General features: G+C 64.3%; 14 protein-coding genes. 8 read left to right on the top strand and 6 right to left on the bottom strand.

Annotated elements, in window-relative coordinates:
- Nucleotides 1-47: 47 nt before the first annotated feature.
- A complete protein-coding gene (locus ACCO56_RS27240) occupies nt 48-227 on the bottom strand; it encodes a hypothetical protein (protein WP_433644058.1) in 180 nt (59 codons plus the stop codon).
- Between ACCO56_RS27240 and ACCO56_RS27235 the strand changes: the two genes are divergently transcribed.
- Nucleotides 208-1,869 carry a Na+/H+ antiporter gene (locus ACCO56_RS27235; protein ID WP_433644057.1) on the top strand — a complete coding sequence of 554 codons (1,662 nt, stop codon included), beginning with the start codon at nt 208-210 and terminating at the stop codon, nt 1,867-1,869. The genes ACCO56_RS27240 and ACCO56_RS27235 overlap by 20 nt on opposite strands.
- Here ACCO56_RS27235 and cls read toward each other — a convergent pair.
- Entirely contained in the window at nt 1,841-3,295 is a 1,455-nt protein-coding gene (gene cls, locus ACCO56_RS27230; RefSeq protein WP_433644056.1) for a cardiolipin synthase, read from the bottom strand. The genes ACCO56_RS27235 and cls overlap by 29 nt on opposite strands.
- Nucleotides 3,296-3,513: 218 nt before the next feature.
- Between cls and ACCO56_RS27225 the strand changes: the two genes are divergently transcribed.
- A complete protein-coding gene (locus ACCO56_RS27225) occupies nt 3,514-4,311 on the top strand; it encodes an APH(3')-II family aminoglycoside O-phosphotransferase (RefSeq protein ID WP_433644055.1) in 798 nt (265 codons plus the stop codon).
- A gap of 8 nt (nt 4,312-4,319) precedes the next feature.
- Here the strand turns inward: ACCO56_RS27225 and ACCO56_RS27220 are convergent, their stop codons facing one another.
- Nucleotides 4,320-4,757 (bottom strand): Lrp/AsnC family transcriptional regulator, encoded by a 438-nt coding sequence (locus tag ACCO56_RS27220; protein WP_433644054.1) that lies wholly within the window; start codon nt 4,755-4,757, stop codon nt 4,320-4,322.
- Nucleotides 4,758-4,874: 117 nt separating this feature from the next.
- Here ACCO56_RS27220 and rocF point away from each other — a divergent pair, with 117 nt between their 5' ends.
- From rocF to ACCO56_RS27195, 5 genes are all read left to right on the top strand, one after another.
- A complete protein-coding gene (rocF, locus tag ACCO56_RS27215) occupies nt 4,875-5,804 on the top strand; it encodes an arginase (protein ID WP_433644053.1) in 930 nt (309 codons plus the stop codon).
- Between the two features lie 3 nt (nt 5,805-5,807).
- A complete protein-coding gene (locus tag ACCO56_RS27210; RefSeq protein ID WP_433644052.1) occupies nt 5,808-6,863 on the top strand; it encodes an ornithine cyclodeaminase in 1,056 nt (351 codons plus the stop codon).
- Nucleotides 6,864-7,135: 272 nt separating this feature from the next.
- Nucleotides 7,136-7,450 carry a co-chaperone GroES gene (gene groES, locus ACCO56_RS27205; protein WP_433644051.1) on the top strand — a complete coding sequence of 105 codons (315 nt, stop codon included), beginning with the start codon at nt 7,136-7,138 and terminating at the stop codon, nt 7,448-7,450.
- A 56-nt stretch (nt 7,451-7,506) separates the two neighbouring features.
- On the top strand, nt 7,507-9,132 hold the full coding sequence (gene groL / locus ACCO56_RS27200; RefSeq protein WP_433644050.1) for a chaperonin GroEL: 1,626 nt from the start codon (nt 7,507-7,509) through the stop codon (nt 9,130-9,132).
- Between the two features lie 63 nt (nt 9,133-9,195).
- On the top strand, nt 9,196-9,426 hold the full coding sequence (locus ACCO56_RS27195) for a hypothetical protein (protein ID WP_433644049.1): 231 nt from the start codon (nt 9,196-9,198) through the stop codon (nt 9,424-9,426).
- A gap of 61 nt (nt 9,427-9,487) precedes the next feature.
- Here the strand turns inward: ACCO56_RS27195 and ACCO56_RS27190 are convergent, their stop codons facing one another.
- Entirely contained in the window at nt 9,488-11,134 is a 1,647-nt protein-coding gene (locus tag ACCO56_RS27190; protein WP_433644047.1) for an isovaleryl-CoA dehydrogenase, read from the bottom strand.
- Between the two features lie 65 nt (nt 11,135-11,199).
- Between ACCO56_RS27190 and ACCO56_RS27185 the strand changes: the two genes are divergently transcribed.
- Nucleotides 11,200-11,988, top strand: a complete 789-nt coding sequence (locus ACCO56_RS27185; protein WP_433644046.1) for a PaaX family transcriptional regulator C-terminal domain-containing protein — start codon at nt 11,200-11,202, stop codon at nt 11,986-11,988.
- 41 nt (nt 11,989-12,029) lie between these two features.
- Here the strand turns inward: ACCO56_RS27185 and ACCO56_RS27180 are convergent, their stop codons facing one another.
- Both ACCO56_RS27180 and ACCO56_RS27175 read right to left on the bottom strand, forming a co-directional pair.
- Nucleotides 12,030-13,592: a sulfatase family protein gene (locus tag ACCO56_RS27180; RefSeq protein ID WP_433644045.1), complete on the bottom strand. Its 1,563-nt coding sequence runs from the start codon at nt 13,590-13,592 to the stop codon at nt 12,030-12,032.
- Nucleotides 13,593-13,656: 64 nt separating this feature from the next.
- Nucleotides 13,657-13,824, bottom strand: coding sequence for a hypothetical protein (locus ACCO56_RS27175; RefSeq protein ID WP_433644044.1), 168 nt, complete (start codon nt 13,822-13,824; stop codon nt 13,657-13,659).
- Between the last annotated feature and the right edge of the window lie 23 nt (nt 13,825-13,847).

Genomic DNA, 13,847 nt, shown 5'->3' with positions numbered 1-13,847 from the left:
CGGCCAATTCGTCGCGGCAACTGTCGAAAACCCACCTTAAGCCAGCCTTAAGGCGCGTGCGCTTCGACGCCTCCGGCGAGCAGCCAGGAACGGCGGCTGGCCTGAGGGCACTGGAGACGATAGGCTTCGCCGAGACCGCCGGCTTCTCGGGAGCTGCAGCCGGGGTCTTCGCCGACCAGCACATCCATCGATGGGGCAAGCCCGGCCGTGGAAAGCGTAACGACCATCCTCTTGCTGCTCCTGGCCGTCGTCGCCAGCGGTGCTCTGTCGCGCGCCTCGCCCGTTCCGCTGCCGCCGCCCCTCGTGCAGATCGCGCTCGGCGCTCTCATTGCCGCTGTCGCCGATCGGGGCATCGTGCTCGAACCGGACATCTTCTTCCTGCTTTTCCTGCCGCCCCTGTTGTTCCTGGACGGCTGGCGCATCCCCAAGGAAGCGCTGGTCCGCGACAGGCGTGCGATCGTCGGGCTGGCTTCCGGCCTCGTGGTCTTCACCGTGCTCGGCCTCGGCTTCGTCATCCATGCCATGATCCCGGCCATACCCATGGCCGTCGCCTTCGCACTGGCCGCGATCCTGTCGCCCACCGATCCCGTCGCGGTGTCGGCGATCGCTGCACGAGTGCCTATCCCAAAGCGACTGATGCAGATCCTGGAGGGCGAGGCGCTGTTCAACGACGCCTCCGGGCTGGTGTGCATGCGTTTTGCCGTGGCGGCGGCGCTGACCGGAACGTTTTCGCTCGTCGAAGCCTTTGGCACGTTTCTTTGGGTCGCCACGGTCGGCATCGCTGCCGGAGTCGCCGTGACCTGGGCCATCATCTGGGTGAAAAGCTGGATCTCCCATCGTTTCGGCGAACACACCAGCTCGCAGATCCTCGTCAGCATCCTGATCCCGTTCGGCGCCTACCTGGCAGCCGAACGCCTTCACGCTTCGGGCATATTGGCCGCCGTCGCGGCAGGCATCACGATGAGCTATGCCGAACAGTTCGGCCGGGCGCTGGCTGTTACCCGCGTCCGCCGCAACACAGTCTGGGACACGATCCAATTCGCGGCCAATGGCGTCATTTTCGTGCTGCTCGGCGAACAGTTCCCGAAAATCGCCGACGGAGCGGCGCAGGTTGTCCAGGAAGCGGGACATTACCGCGCGGCCTGGCTCGTCATCTACGTGCTGGGCATCAGCGCGGCGCTCATCGCCCTGCGCTTCGCCTGGGTCTGGCTGACTTTGCGTTTCACGCTGTTCCGGGCCGCCAGGACAAGGCGGGGCATGCAAGGGACCGAGTGGCGCGTGATCGCCGCGACCTCCTTCGCCGGCGTCCGCGGCGCCATAACCCTGGCCGGCATTCTCACATTGCCGCTCGCAACGCAGGATGGGGCGCCCTTTCCGGCGCGGGACCTCGCCATCTTTCTCGCGGCCGGAACGATCATCGTTTCCCTGGTCGCGGCCAGCATCGCACTCCCCTTCCTTTTCAAGGGGCTGAAGCTGCCGCCGGAGCCCTCCCACCAGAAGGAGGAGGACCGGGCGCGTATCGCCGCCGCCAAGGCCGCCATCGAGACGATAGACCGCCTGCAGCACGAACTCGGGGAAGGTCGCGACGACGCCGACATCTATGCCAATGCCGGCTCCCACATCATGGAGATCTATCGCCGGCGCATCGACAGCCGCTCGAAAACGGGGGACGACGCCGGCCTCATGCGCAAGATTGATGCGATCGAGCGCGAATTGCGCCTGGCCGGTCTGCATGCCGAGCGTGATGAGATATATCGCCTCGGCCGGACCGGCCAGATTCCCGAAGAGTCCGCAAGAAGCCTCGTCGAGGAGATCGACCTTGTCGAAGCCCGATTGACGGCTAAAGCACCGGCCCGAACATGGCGATGACATTGTTCCAGAGCCGCTTGCCCCCGCTCCATCGCAGGACCATGTGCTTGTCCACGGGCACCGAGGCGTCAATGTAGTGTTGCTGGCGGGCGCGCACTTGTGCGGTAAGCGGCGGGTCCCAGAACAGGATGTTGTTCTCCGAATTCAGTTCGAATGAACGGCGGTCCATATTGGCCGAGCCTATCAGGGTCAGCTCGCCGTCGACGGTCAGCGATTTGGCGTGCAGCAGCCCGCCGACATATTCATGGATATGGACACCGGCTTCCAGCAGTTCCTGGTAATAGCTGCGGCTCGCCGCCGCCACGATCCAGGAATCGTTCCTTTGCGGAAACACGACCCTGGTCTCCACGCCGCGGCGGGCGCTGGCGCAAAGGGCGGCCTGGATGGGTTCATCGGGCACATAATAGGGCGTCGTGACGACGAGTTCGCGCCGAGCCGCGCTCATCATGGCGACGAACATCTCCGGCATGGCCGAGTAACGCACCGTGGCGCCCGTGCCGATGGCCTGGGCGGGAAAGCCCGGGCCGACGCTTGCCGGCGGTGCATGAAGCAGCGCGCTCAGGTCCTCCTTCACATGTCCCATCCAGTCGCTGGCGAAAAGGTGCTGGTTCTGCCGGACGATGGGGCCTTCGAAGCGCATCATGATGTCGACCCAGGGGGCGTATTTCGCTTTGACCGCAAAGGCTGCATCGGCACAGTTCTGGCTGCCGCAATAGGTGATGCGGTTGTCGATCACCACGATCTTGCGATGGTTGCGCATGTCGATGCGCCCCTTGAGCGGGCGCGACAGCGGGTTGCCGATCGGCAATGCACGGGCAAGGCGAACACCAGCCCCCGCCATATCCTTCCAAAAGTCGGAACGGATCAGTGCCCGTGATCCTAGATCGTCCACCATGACCCGGCAGGCCACGCCGCGCGCCGCGGCGCGCTTCAGCGCCTCGATCACCTTCAGCCCGTTATTGTCCGTCAGCCAGATGTAGAAGAGCACATGCACATGGTGGGTGGCCGCGTCGATATCGGCCACGATCGCGTCGATCGCAGCGTCCGTATCCGCCATCAACTGTGCGCGGTTGCCGCCGACGGGTGGGTAGAAGCTTATGGACTGCCCCACCCGGAAGAGCGGCGCATAGGGCTCCGGCACGGAAGCCTCGCTCTCATGTTCGTCAGCGCCGCTGATTTCGGCGAGGGACGGCAGGCGCCGGAGCGCGGCGCGCATGCGGGCGATGCGCCGTCGCCCGATATTGGTCTCGCCGAAGAAGACATAGGCCAGGATACCGATCACCGGCGCGACGGCGATCGCCACCACCCAGGCCAGCCGCGACGCCGGCTCACGATGGGGACGCAGCAACGCCCGGATGATGAAGAATATCTGCAACGCGACATGCAGCGCCGCCAAACTCCAGGCGATGTAGTTGGTTACGTCCATCCGACGAGCCGTCCTCCGTTCTGCTTCGATATGCCTCTTCACCGCCCGTGGGAGAAGATGATGCTTGCAATGTTTTCATCAACCATCCCGAGAATGACAACGCAGGCGCATGCCGGCCTTGCGAGGCGGCCCGCCGCGCCCCATCTGCGCGTCACGCGTGTCGGCCGCCAGGTGGCGCCACGCGCCCGCCGACCGAGCATTTGCGAGAGATCCTTTTCATGGCCTCCCTGGATTTCAACGACGAAGCGTTCTTCGCCGCGCCTCCCGGCTGGATGCTGGACGGCTACGACTGGACACGACAGACCATCGGCTGCTCCGACGCTGCGGTATTCCGTTTGGAGAAGGCCGGCCGGCCCGCTCTATTCGCCAAAACCGAACCTGTCGGGCGGCATGCGGAACTGCCAGGCGAGATCGCCAGGCTGCGCTGGCTTGCTGGCAAGGACGTTCCCTGTCCGCTCGTCCTCGACGTGGCCGAACACCACGATCGCACCTGGCTGCTGATGAGCGCGGTTCCGGGACGGGACCTGGCATCGTCCGGGCTGGAGCCTCTGCGTATCGTCGAGATCGCGGCGCACGCCTTGCGGGACTTGCATCGGCTCGACATTTCGGGCTGCCCTTTCGACCACAATGTGAACACCCGGATAAATTGGGCATCGGCTCGCATAAAAGCGGGTCTCGTGGACGAGGACGATCTCGACGAGGAAAACAGGGGTTTCGGCGCGGCGGAACTCCTTGCAAAGCTGCAAGCCCAGCGCCCCGCGAGCGAAGATCCGGTTGTTGCGCATGGTGACGCTTGTCTTCCCAACATGCTCGCGGATGAGCATGGCCGCTTCACCGGTTTCATCGATTGCGGCCGTCTCGGCGTCTCCGACCGGCATCAGGACCTGGCGCTCGCGACGCGCAGCATCGCGTCGAATTTGGGCGAAGAATGGGTTGGCCGCTTCCTCGACCGCTACGGCATCGCGGCCGATCCCAATCGAATCGCTTTCTACAGGCTGCTCGACGAGTTTTTCTAAAGCTCGATCTACAGCCGCGCGCGGGTGCTGCGCGGCGTCGCCAGCAGGAGGTTGGTCTCCGAAGCCGTGACACCTGGAATGAGCCGGATGCGCCTCAGGACCGCATCGAGGTCGGTGAGGCTCTTGGCGCCGAACTCGGCGATCAGATCCCATTTGCCGTTGGTGGTATGGATCGCCGAGACCTCGGGAAAACCGCCAAGAACCGAAACCACCCGGTCCGCTGCCCGTCCTTCCACTTCGATCAGCATGATGCCGCGAACCGGCATGGCAACTGCATCGGCGCGCAGGATGACCGTGTAGCCGACGATGTCGCCCGCCTTTTCCATGCGCGCCATGCGCGCGCGAATTGTCGCCCGCGACACGCCGAGTTCGGCGGCAAGGTCGGAGACGCTGCGCCGCCCGTTGTGGCGCAGAAGGGTCAGGAGCTGTTGATCGAGATCAGCCATGCCAAAGTGGCGCTATGAACTACCAGTTTGATAAGCCATTTTAGACGGCTTGCCAATTTGCTTGTTCGTTTCGCCAGCACTCCTCGTTAGCCTCGGTGCAATCGCAAGGAGCTACCTTTGAATCAGAAGACATGCATCTTGATAGGGGCGCCCGTCCAGGAAGGCACGGGCCGGTTCGGCTGCGACATGGGGCCGAGCGGCTTCCGGGCAGCGGACCTGGCCGGCGCGCTCGGCCAGCTCGATTATTCCGTTGTCGACCGAGGCAATCTGACGCCCGCGCCGCTGCGCGACGTCAGCCACCCCAACCCGGCGGTCAAGGCGCTGCCCGAGATCGTGGCCTGGACGGAATCGATCGCCGAAGCAGCCTACCGCGTCAGCGCCGAAGGCATGCCGATCGTGCTCGGCGGCGACCATTCGATCGCGGCCGGCACGCTTTCCGGCTTGAGCCGCCGTGCCGCGGAAGCGGGCCGCAAATTCTTCGTGCTCTGGCTTGACGCCCATCCCGACTTCCATACGCTCGACACGACCCAAAGCGGCAACCTGCATGGCGTCCCCATGGCCTATGCGACGGGGCGGCCCGGTTTCGGCGGCATCTTCCCGCCGCTGCCTGCTCCGGTGGATCCCAGGAATGTCTGCATGATGGGCCTCCGCAGCGTCGACCCGGCCGAGCGCAAGGCTCTGGCCGAGGCGGGCGTAATCGTGCACGACATGCGTGCCATCGACGAGCATGGCGTCGGGCCTCTGCTCGATCGTTTCCTGCGTGAGGTCGCCGCCGCCGACGGCATCCTCCATGTCAGCCTCGACGTCGACTTCCTCGATCCAGAGATCGCGCCCGGTGTCGGCACGACCGTGCCGGGCGGCGCGACCTTTCGGGAGGCGCATCTGGTGATGGAGAAACTACACGACAGCGGGCTGGTGGCGAGCCTCGACGTCGTCGAACTCAACCCGTTCATGGACGAGCGTGGCCGCACGGCGCGCCTGCTCGTCGATCTCGTGGCGAGCCTGATGGGCCGCCGCGTCCTCGACCGTCCCACCAGGAGTTTCTAAGAGATGACGTCCAAATTGAATGTCGTGCCCTTCGTCAACGTCGACAACATGATGAAGCTGGTACTGTCGATCGGCGTCGAACGCTTCCTGGTCGAACTCGCCGGCTATATCGAGGACGACTTCAAGCGCTGGGAACTGTTCGACAAGACACCGCGCGTCGCCTCGCACAGCACGGAGGGCGTCATCGAGCTGATGCCGACCAGCGACGGCGCTGTCTACGGCTTCAAATATGTCAACGGCCACCCGAAGAACACGCGCGACGGCCGCCAGACCGTGACGGCCTTCGGCGTGCTGGCGGATGTGGGCACGGGCTATCCGCTGCTGCTTACCGAAATGACCATTCTGACGGCGTTGCGCACCGCCGCCACCTCGGCGGTTGCCGCCAAATATCTCGCGCCGAAGGAAGCCCGCACCATGGCGATCATCGGCAACGGCGCGCAATCCGAGTTCCAGGCGCTCGCCTTCAAGGCCCTGCTCGGCGTCGACAGGCTGCGCCTCCACGACATCGATCGTTCGGCGAGCCTCAGATGCGCGCGCAACCTCGCCGGCTTCGAATTCGACATCGAAATCTGCTCTTCGGTCGAGGAATCGATGGAAGGTGCCGAGATCGTCACCACCGTCACCGCGGACAAGCAATATGCGACGATCCTGACCGACAATCTGGTCGGGGCCGGAATTCACATCAACGCGGTGGGCGGCGACTGCCCGGGCAAGACCGAGCTTCATGCTGACATCCTGAAGCGCTCCGCTATTTTCGTCGAATATCCGCCGCAGACGCGCATTGAGGGAGAGATCCAACAGCTCGCGCCCGACCATCCGGTCACCGAGCTGTGGCAGGTCATGACCGGACAGGCCATCGGACGCCGCGACGCCAGGCAGATCACGCTGTTCGATTCGGTTGGCTTCGCGATCGAGGATTTCTCGGCGCTGCGCTACGTGATGGCTCAGCTCGAGCGCACCAAGCTCTATGACGAGTTGGACCTCCTGGCCGACCCTGACGAGCCGCGCGACCTCTTCGGCATGCTGCTGCGGGCGCAGGCGGCGCAGACCGCTGCCTGAAGCGGCAAGATGGCCGGCTGAAATCATCTCATGCCCGAGGAGCGGCCAAATGATCGAATCGCGCGAACGCTGAAGTAATGGCACGTTTTCAAGGCCATAGCACTCTCCATACGAGAGTGCTAAAATTTTTTCCTCTGCCTCTTGAAAGGCGAAAATCTTCAAACTAGCTCGATAGCGCGCGATGCTCTTCCAGGGATCGCGCGCCCCGCCCGGTCCCCTTAGGGCCGGCGCGGAGGAACCTCTCAATCTGTTTGTCCTTAGAGGAGAACGACATGACGTTCCGTCCATTGCATGACCGTATCCTGGTCCGTCGCATCGAGGCCGAGGAAAAGACAGCAGGCGGCATCATCATTCCCGACACTGCCAAGGAGAAGCCTCAGGAGGGCGAAGTCGTCGCCGTCGGCCCAGGCGCCCGTGACGAGAGCGGCAAGCTGGCCGAACTCGACGTGAAGGTCGGCGACCGCATCCTGTTCGGCAAATGGTCCGGCACCGAAATCAAGCTCGATGGCGAGGACCTGCTCATCATGAAGGAAAGCGACGTGATGGGCGTGATCGAAAGCACGGCCGAGCAGAAGAAGGCCGCCTGACGGCTTCTTTACCGGCCCGAAGAGTCAACGAAAGCTGCCGATGAAGGAGTGATCCAATGGCTGCCAAGGAAGTCAAATTCCATTCCGAAGCTCGCGAGAAGATGCTGCGCGGTGTCGACATTCTCGCCAATGCCGTGAAGGTGACGCTCGGCCCGAAAGGCCGCAACGTCGTCATCGAGAAGTCGTTCGGCGCGCCGCGCATTACCAAGGACGGCGTCACCGTCGCCAAGGAGATCGAGCTCGAGGACAAGTTCGAGAATATGGGCGCCCAGATGGTGCGCGAGGTCGCGTCCAAGACGAACGATCTGGCGGGTGACGGCACCACGACCGCGACCGTTCTCGCACAGGCAATCGTCAGGGAGGGCGCGAAGGCGGTCGCCTCGGGCATGAATCCGATGGACCTGAAGCGCGGCATCGACAAGGCGGTGGATGCCGTTGTCGAAGAGCTGAAGAAGAATGCTCGAAAGGTCACTCGGAATGACGAGATCGCCCAAGTCGGCACCATCTCGGCCAATGGCGACACCGAGATCGGCCGCTTCCTCGCCGAGGCCATGCAGAAGGTCGGCAATGAGGGCGTCATCACCGTCGAGGAGGCCAAGACCGCCGAGACCGAGCTCGAAGTGGTCGAGGGCATGCAGTTCGACCGCGGTTATCTCAGCCCCTATTTCATCACCAATCAGGACAAGATGCGGGTCGAGCTGGACGAGCCCTATGTGCTGATCCATGAAAAGAAGCTGTCCAATCTGCAGGCCATGCTGCCGGTGCTGGAGGCGGTGGTGCAATCGGGCAAGCCGCTTCTGATCATCGCCGAGGACGTCGAGGGCGAGGCGCTGGCGACGCTGGTGGTCAACAAGCTGCGCGGCGGGCTGAAGGTGGCGGCGGTCAAGGCGCCGGGCTTCGGCGACCGCCGCAAGGCCATGCTGGAAGATATCGCCATCCTGACCGGCGGCACGGCGATCTCGGAGGATCTCGGCATGAAGCTCGAGAACGTCACCCTGCAGATGCTGGGCCGCGCCAAGAAGGTGGTCATAGAGAAGGAGAACACCACTCTTGTGGATGGCGCCGGCCGCAAGGAGGAGATCCAGGGCCGCATCGCGCAGATCAAGGCGCAGATCGAGGAGACCACGTCGGACTACGACCGTGAGAAGCTGCAGGAGCGGCTGGCGAAGCTGGCCGGCGGCGTCGCGGTGATCCGGGTCGGCGGCTCGACCGAGGTCGAGGTCAAGGAAAGAAAGGATCGCGTCGACGATGCCATGCATGCCACCCGCGCGGCCGTCGAGGAAGGCATCCTGCCCGGTGGCGGCGTTGCCCTTCTCAGGGCGGCGAAAGCGCTCGATGCTGTCGAGGCCGAAAACGCCGACCAGAAGCACGGCGTAGAGATCGTGCGCAAGGCCATCGAAGCCCCGGTGCGGCAGATCGCCGAGAACGCCGGAGCAGAAGGCTCGATCATTGTCGGCAAGCTGCGTGAAAAGGCCGAATTTGGTTATGGCTGGAACGCGCAGACCGACGAGTTCGGCGACCTTTTCACCCAGGGCGTGATCGATCCCGTGAAGGTGGTGCGTGCTGCGCTGCAGGACGCCGCTTCGGTTGCTGGCCTGCTCGTGACGACGGAAGCCATGGTCGCGGAGAAGCCCAAGAAGGAGGCTGCTCCCGCCATGCCGGCCGGCGGCATGGACTTCTAAGCTTCCATCAGGCCCGCTCCCTCCGGAGCGGGCCTCTTATCTCGACGGAGCTTGGAGACGATCATGACAGCAATGACAGGCATCGGCACCGTGCCGCCGCCCACCTATCGGGCCAACGAGTTCGTCGCCTATGAAGCCGAATGCAAGACCGCCCTGGCGCCATTGTTGGCGGGACTACTCGATATGGCCGAGCAAGCGGGCTGGAACCGCCGGACGGCAGCATCCACCCTGATGTACCTCGCCGCGCAGAATCTGACCGCGACGAGGGCGAGCGCCTCGGCCGCGTCTCCCTGACCCATGGCGCGCATCATGTGGACTTGGCGCGATAGGGCAGCGGAGCAAAACCCCGAAGGACTTAAGCCTCGACCAAGGCGCGCTCGATCAACGCCTTTGCCGGCACGCCGGGGCCGAGCGTCCCAAAGACCAGCCCGTGGTCTCCCGAAAGGCGGGAATCGCAAAAAGACCGCGCCACAACCTCGTTGCCCGCCTTGAGCAGGATCGCTCCCTGAAGGGCGAGCGCCGCCTTCTCCACCAGGAGGCGGCTGCGCCGTTCGATGTTCTCCCGGTCGGCCAGGGCGTTCTCGATCCACGCGACCTCGCGGTCGAGGCCGGCATGCAGCCCCTTGACCGAGCGCAGTTCGGCAAACAGCGCGTCGGCCACCTCCGGCTCCCTGTTCACGGCGCGCAGCACATCCAGGCACTGGATGTTGCCGCTGCCTTCCCAGATGGAGTTGAGTGGCGCCTGGCGATAGAGGCGGGCAAGATTCGCCTCCTCCACATAGCCGATGCCGCCCAGGCATTCCTGCGCTTCGTTGACATGCGCCGGCGCGCGCTTGCAAATCCAGTACTTGCCGATCGCCGTGGCGATGCGGGCGAAGCTGGCTTCGGCTTGACTAGCCGCGGCTCCGTCGACCGCCCGCGCCACGCGCATGGTCAGCGCGATTGCCGCCTCGCTCTCCAGAATAAGATCGGCTAGCACGTTCTGCATCAGGGGCTGGTCGATCAGGGCTTTGCCGAAGGCATGGCGCTGCCGCGTATGGTTCAGCGCCTGTACCACTGCCTGGCGCATCAGACCGGCCGAGCCCGTCATGCAGTCGAGCCGGGTGAGCGCCACCATCTCGATGATCGTCGCGATGCCGCGTCCCTCGTCTCCCACGAGGAAGCCTGTGGCGCCGGCGAACTCGACCTCGGAGGAGGCATTGCTCCAGTCGCCGAGCTTGTCCTTCAGGCGCTGGATGCGCACGGCGTTGCGCGATCCATCGGGCAGGATGCGGGGAACCAGGAAGCAGCTCAGGCCACCATCGGCCTGGGCCAGCACGAGATGGGCGTCGCACATCGGCGCGGAGAAGAAATATTTGTGGCCGACGATCGCGTGAGTGCCGTCCGGCTGGCGGATCGCCCTCGTCGTATTGGAGCGGACATCGGAACCGCCTTGTTTCTCGGTCATGCCCATGCCCACGGTGCAGCCGGCCTTCTCGCCGGCCGGCACCGAGCGGGGGTCGTAGTCCAGCGACGTGATCTTGGGCAGCCAGTCCCTGGCCAGATCCGGCGCGTGGCGCAGCACCGGCACCGAGGCATAGGTCATGGTCAGAGGGCAACCCGTGCCGGAATCGGCCTGCCCGGCCATATAGGCGAGGGCTGCGCGGGCGACATGCGCGCCCAGCCGGTTGGCGTTGCGCCAGGCGAAGCTGTGCACGCCGAAGCGCATCGAGAGCCGCATGATCTCGTGATAGGCGGGATGGAAGTCGACGTCGTCGAGACGCCTGCCGTAGCGGTCGAAGGAATGCAGCTTCGGCCTGTTCTCGTTGGCCGCATAGCCGAGCTCCATGAGCTCGCCGCCGACCAGCTTCCCGAATTCGCCGAGATGGGCTTCCGCCCAGCCGCCTCCCTCGCGTTCGACCGCTTCGCGCAGCGCCGCGTCTGTTCCCCAGGCATCGTAAGCCGCCAGGGGAAGCGGCTGGTTCTCCAGCTCGTGGGTAAGGAATTGACTGGATATCGACATGGCGCTCTCGCCTCCCTGGACCGCCGCTTGGCAATATATTACTGATACGGTAAGTTTCGGTCAATATGAGTAATATTCCCAGCCCCGCCGCCCGACATCTCCTGATGAACCTGCTGCTGGCCGTCGAAGACGGTGTGCTCAGCGCGGCCGACGCCGTGGCGGCCGCGCGTCTCTTCGACATATCAGGCAACGCCACGCGTGTTGCACTGGCACGGCTCGTGTCAGCCGAGCTGATCGAAGCCGTGGGGCGCGGCAGATACCGTCTCGGCCCCGCTGGAAGGGGCGTTGCGGAGGAAGTTTCGACCTGGCGGTCTGCGGAGGAAAGGCTGGGGCCGTGGGACGGCGGCTGGATCGTGGTGGCCACCGGCGGTCTGCCGCGAACCGACCGCGGCGCCTTGCGTATGCGGGACCGCGCGCTCGGGATGCTCGGCTTGCGCGAGATGGAGGCCGGTCTGTTCATCCGCCCCGACAATCTTGCGGGCGGCGCCGCCGGGCTGAGAGCACGACTCCAGGTGCTGGGCGGGGAGGCGCCGGTGTTCCGGGCGACCGATTTCGACGACGAGCGGGAACGCGGCGCCCGGAAATTATGGGCGGCCGACGATCTCGCCAATGTCTACCGCGATGGGCTCCGCCGTATCGATGAGTGGCTCGCCCGGGCCGAGGGCCTGCCGCAGGGACTCGCGGCACGCGAATCGTTCCTGCTGGGCGATGCCGCGATCCGGCAACTCGTCTTCGATCCGCTCCTGCCGCAGCCGCTCGTCGACGTGCAACTGCGCCGCGCATTCCGCGATGCCGTCATACGGCTGGATGATGCGGGCCGCGAGATCTGGCAACGCTATCTCGCCGGGGGATAGCCGCGGCACGCTCGGCCGCCGAGGTCACCCCGACATTGCGGTCAGGCGACAGCTGCGAGCTGCCTCAGGCCTGTCAGCACCGCCTCGCTGTCATGCTCGGGAAGATCGCCGATCTCGGACATCTTGCGATCGAGCTTGGAGAGCATCTCGATAAAGGCGGAAGCATAGGTCGGATCGCTTGCGCGGTTATGCAGCTCGAAGGGGTCTTCCCAGCAGTCGAACAGCTCCCATTCCGGCGGCTCGTCACCTTCGTGCGCGCCGCTTTGTCCGAGCGGATCGTTGTACCAGTAGATCAGCTTGTAGCGTGCGTCGCGCACGCCGTAGTGAGCGAACGCGTTGTGGAACTCGTCCTTGTGCATCCAGTAACGATGGTAAGCGACATCCTGCCAATCGGCGCCTGCTGTCTGCTCGAGCACCGGGCGCATGCTGATGCCCTGCATGTAATTCGGTATCTCGACGCCGGCATAATCCAGGAAGGTCGGGGCGAAATCGACATTGGTCGCGATCATCGAGGAGGTCGCACCTGCTGCGATCGCCTGGGGGTAGCGGATGAGGAAGGGCATACGCAGCGACTCCTCATACATGAAACGCTTGTCGAACCAACCATGCTCGCCGAGGAAGAAGCCCTGGTCGGAGGTGTAGATGACGATGGTGTTTTCGCTCAGGCCCTCGGCGTCCAGATAGTCCAGCAGGCGGCCGACATTTTCGTCGATCGAGGCGATCGTCTGCAGATAACGCATCATGTAGCGCTGGTATTTGAACAGAGCGAGCTCGGCCGGATCGGTAAAGATGTAGTTTTGGCCGGTAACCGCATCGACGAGCCGCAACTCCTCGCCCGGCCTGATTTCCGGTACTTTGCGATCCTTCCAGCCCGCCGTCAAAAGTTCGCCCACCTCCGTGCCGCCCTCCGGCTGTACGAGGCCCAGATCCTTGTAGGTCATGTCAGAGCGAATGCGCATTTTGGCTGCGGCCGCTGCCGCGGCGCGGTTCGCATAGTCGTCGTTGAAGGTCTCGGGAACCGGCAGCTTGCCGTCGGCATAAAGGTGCCGGTGCTTGGGATGCGGCTCGAAGCTGCGATGCGGCGCCTTATGATGGCACATCAGGAAAAAGGGCCGCTCCGCGTCCCGGCACGACAGGAACTCCAGGCACTTGTCGGTAATGATGTCAGTGGCGTAGCCCAGCTCCACGTGCTCGCCGCTCCTGTCGATCATCACCGGGTCGAAATAGTCGCCCTGCCCCGGCACGACGGCCCAGTGATCGAAGCCGGTGGGCTGATGGGCCTTGCCCTCGCCGAGATGCCATTTGCCGAAGATTGCGGTCTGGTAGCCGGCGGAACGCAGATGCTTGGCGACATTGGGCAGCCGGTTGTCCATATGCGTGTCGAGCGTCGTCACCTGGTTCACGTGGTTGTAGGTGCCCGTGATGATCGCCGCCCGGCTCGGCGTGCAGATCGAATTGGTGACGTAGCAATTGTCGAGTCGCATGCCCTCATTGGCAATACGGTCGAGGTTCGGCGTGCTGTTGAGGCCGGAGCCATAGCAGGAGATCGCGCGCGCGGCGTGATCATCCGACATGATGAAAAGGATATTGGGTCGTCTGCTCATGTAAGTCTCTATGGTCCGGCAGCGGCGGTTCGCGCCGCTGCCCTGTGTGCAGAATGGAAGAATGTCACAGCTCGCGCTGGCGCGGCTCCGTTGCCTCTCGCTGCAGGGTCGCTGGCCCGGGTCCGCGCATATAGTGCTTCTCGGGCTGATAACGCTTCCGGCCGATCTGGCGCAGCCATCGCTCCAGGCGCTTTCGCAAATCCGACAGCGTTGCGGACTTCCCTGTCGCCATGGCAGGCTTGGTTCCTTCTTCGT

The organism is Mesorhizobium sp. 1B3 (assembly GCF_050958605.1).
GTDB lineage: Bacteria > Pseudomonadota > Alphaproteobacteria > Rhizobiales > Rhizobiaceae.
This window is presented reverse-complemented; position numbering and strand designations above follow the sequence as displayed.

What these genes read in the sequence shown, in the direction of transcription:
- ACCO56_RS27240 (WP_433644058.1), bottom strand. Translation starts at nt 227, where the DNA reads ATGGTCGTTACGCTTTCCACGGCCGGGCTTGCCCCATCGATGGATGTG.
- ACCO56_RS27175 (WP_433644044.1), bottom strand. Translation starts at nt 13,824, where the DNA reads ATGGCGACAGGGAAGTCCGCAACGCTGTCGGATTTGCGAAAGCGCCTG.
- ACCO56_RS27185 (WP_433644046.1), top strand. Translation starts at nt 11,200, where the DNA reads ATGAGTAATATTCCCAGCCCCGCCGCCCGACATCTCCTGATGAACCTG.
- groES (WP_433644051.1), top strand. Translation starts at nt 7,136, where the DNA reads ATGACGTTCCGTCCATTGCATGACCGTATCCTGGTCCGTCGCATCGAG.
- ACCO56_RS27210 (WP_433644052.1), top strand. Translation starts at nt 5,808, where the DNA reads ATGACGTCCAAATTGAATGTCGTGCCCTTCGTCAACGTCGACAACATG.
- ACCO56_RS27220 (WP_433644054.1), bottom strand. Translation starts at nt 4,757, where the DNA reads ATGGCTGATCTCGATCAACAGCTCCTGACCCTTCTGCGCCACAACGGG.
- ACCO56_RS27195 (WP_433644049.1), top strand. Translation starts at nt 9,196, where the DNA reads ATGACAGCAATGACAGGCATCGGCACCGTGCCGCCGCCCACCTATCGG.
- ACCO56_RS27225 (WP_433644055.1), top strand. Translation starts at nt 3,514, where the DNA reads ATGGCCTCCCTGGATTTCAACGACGAAGCGTTCTTCGCCGCGCCTCCC.
- ACCO56_RS27190 (WP_433644047.1), bottom strand. Translation starts at nt 11,134, where the DNA reads ATGTCGATATCCAGTCAATTCCTTACCCACGAGCTGGAGAACCAGCCG.
- ACCO56_RS27180 (WP_433644045.1), bottom strand. Translation starts at nt 13,592, where the DNA reads ATGAGCAGACGACCCAATATCCTTTTCATCATGTCGGATGATCACGCC.
- groL (WP_433644050.1), top strand. Translation starts at nt 7,507, where the DNA reads ATGGCTGCCAAGGAAGTCAAATTCCATTCCGAAGCTCGCGAGAAGATG.
- cls (WP_433644056.1), bottom strand. Translation starts at nt 3,295, where the DNA reads ATGGACGTAACCAACTACATCGCCTGGAGTTTGGCGGCGCTGCATGTC.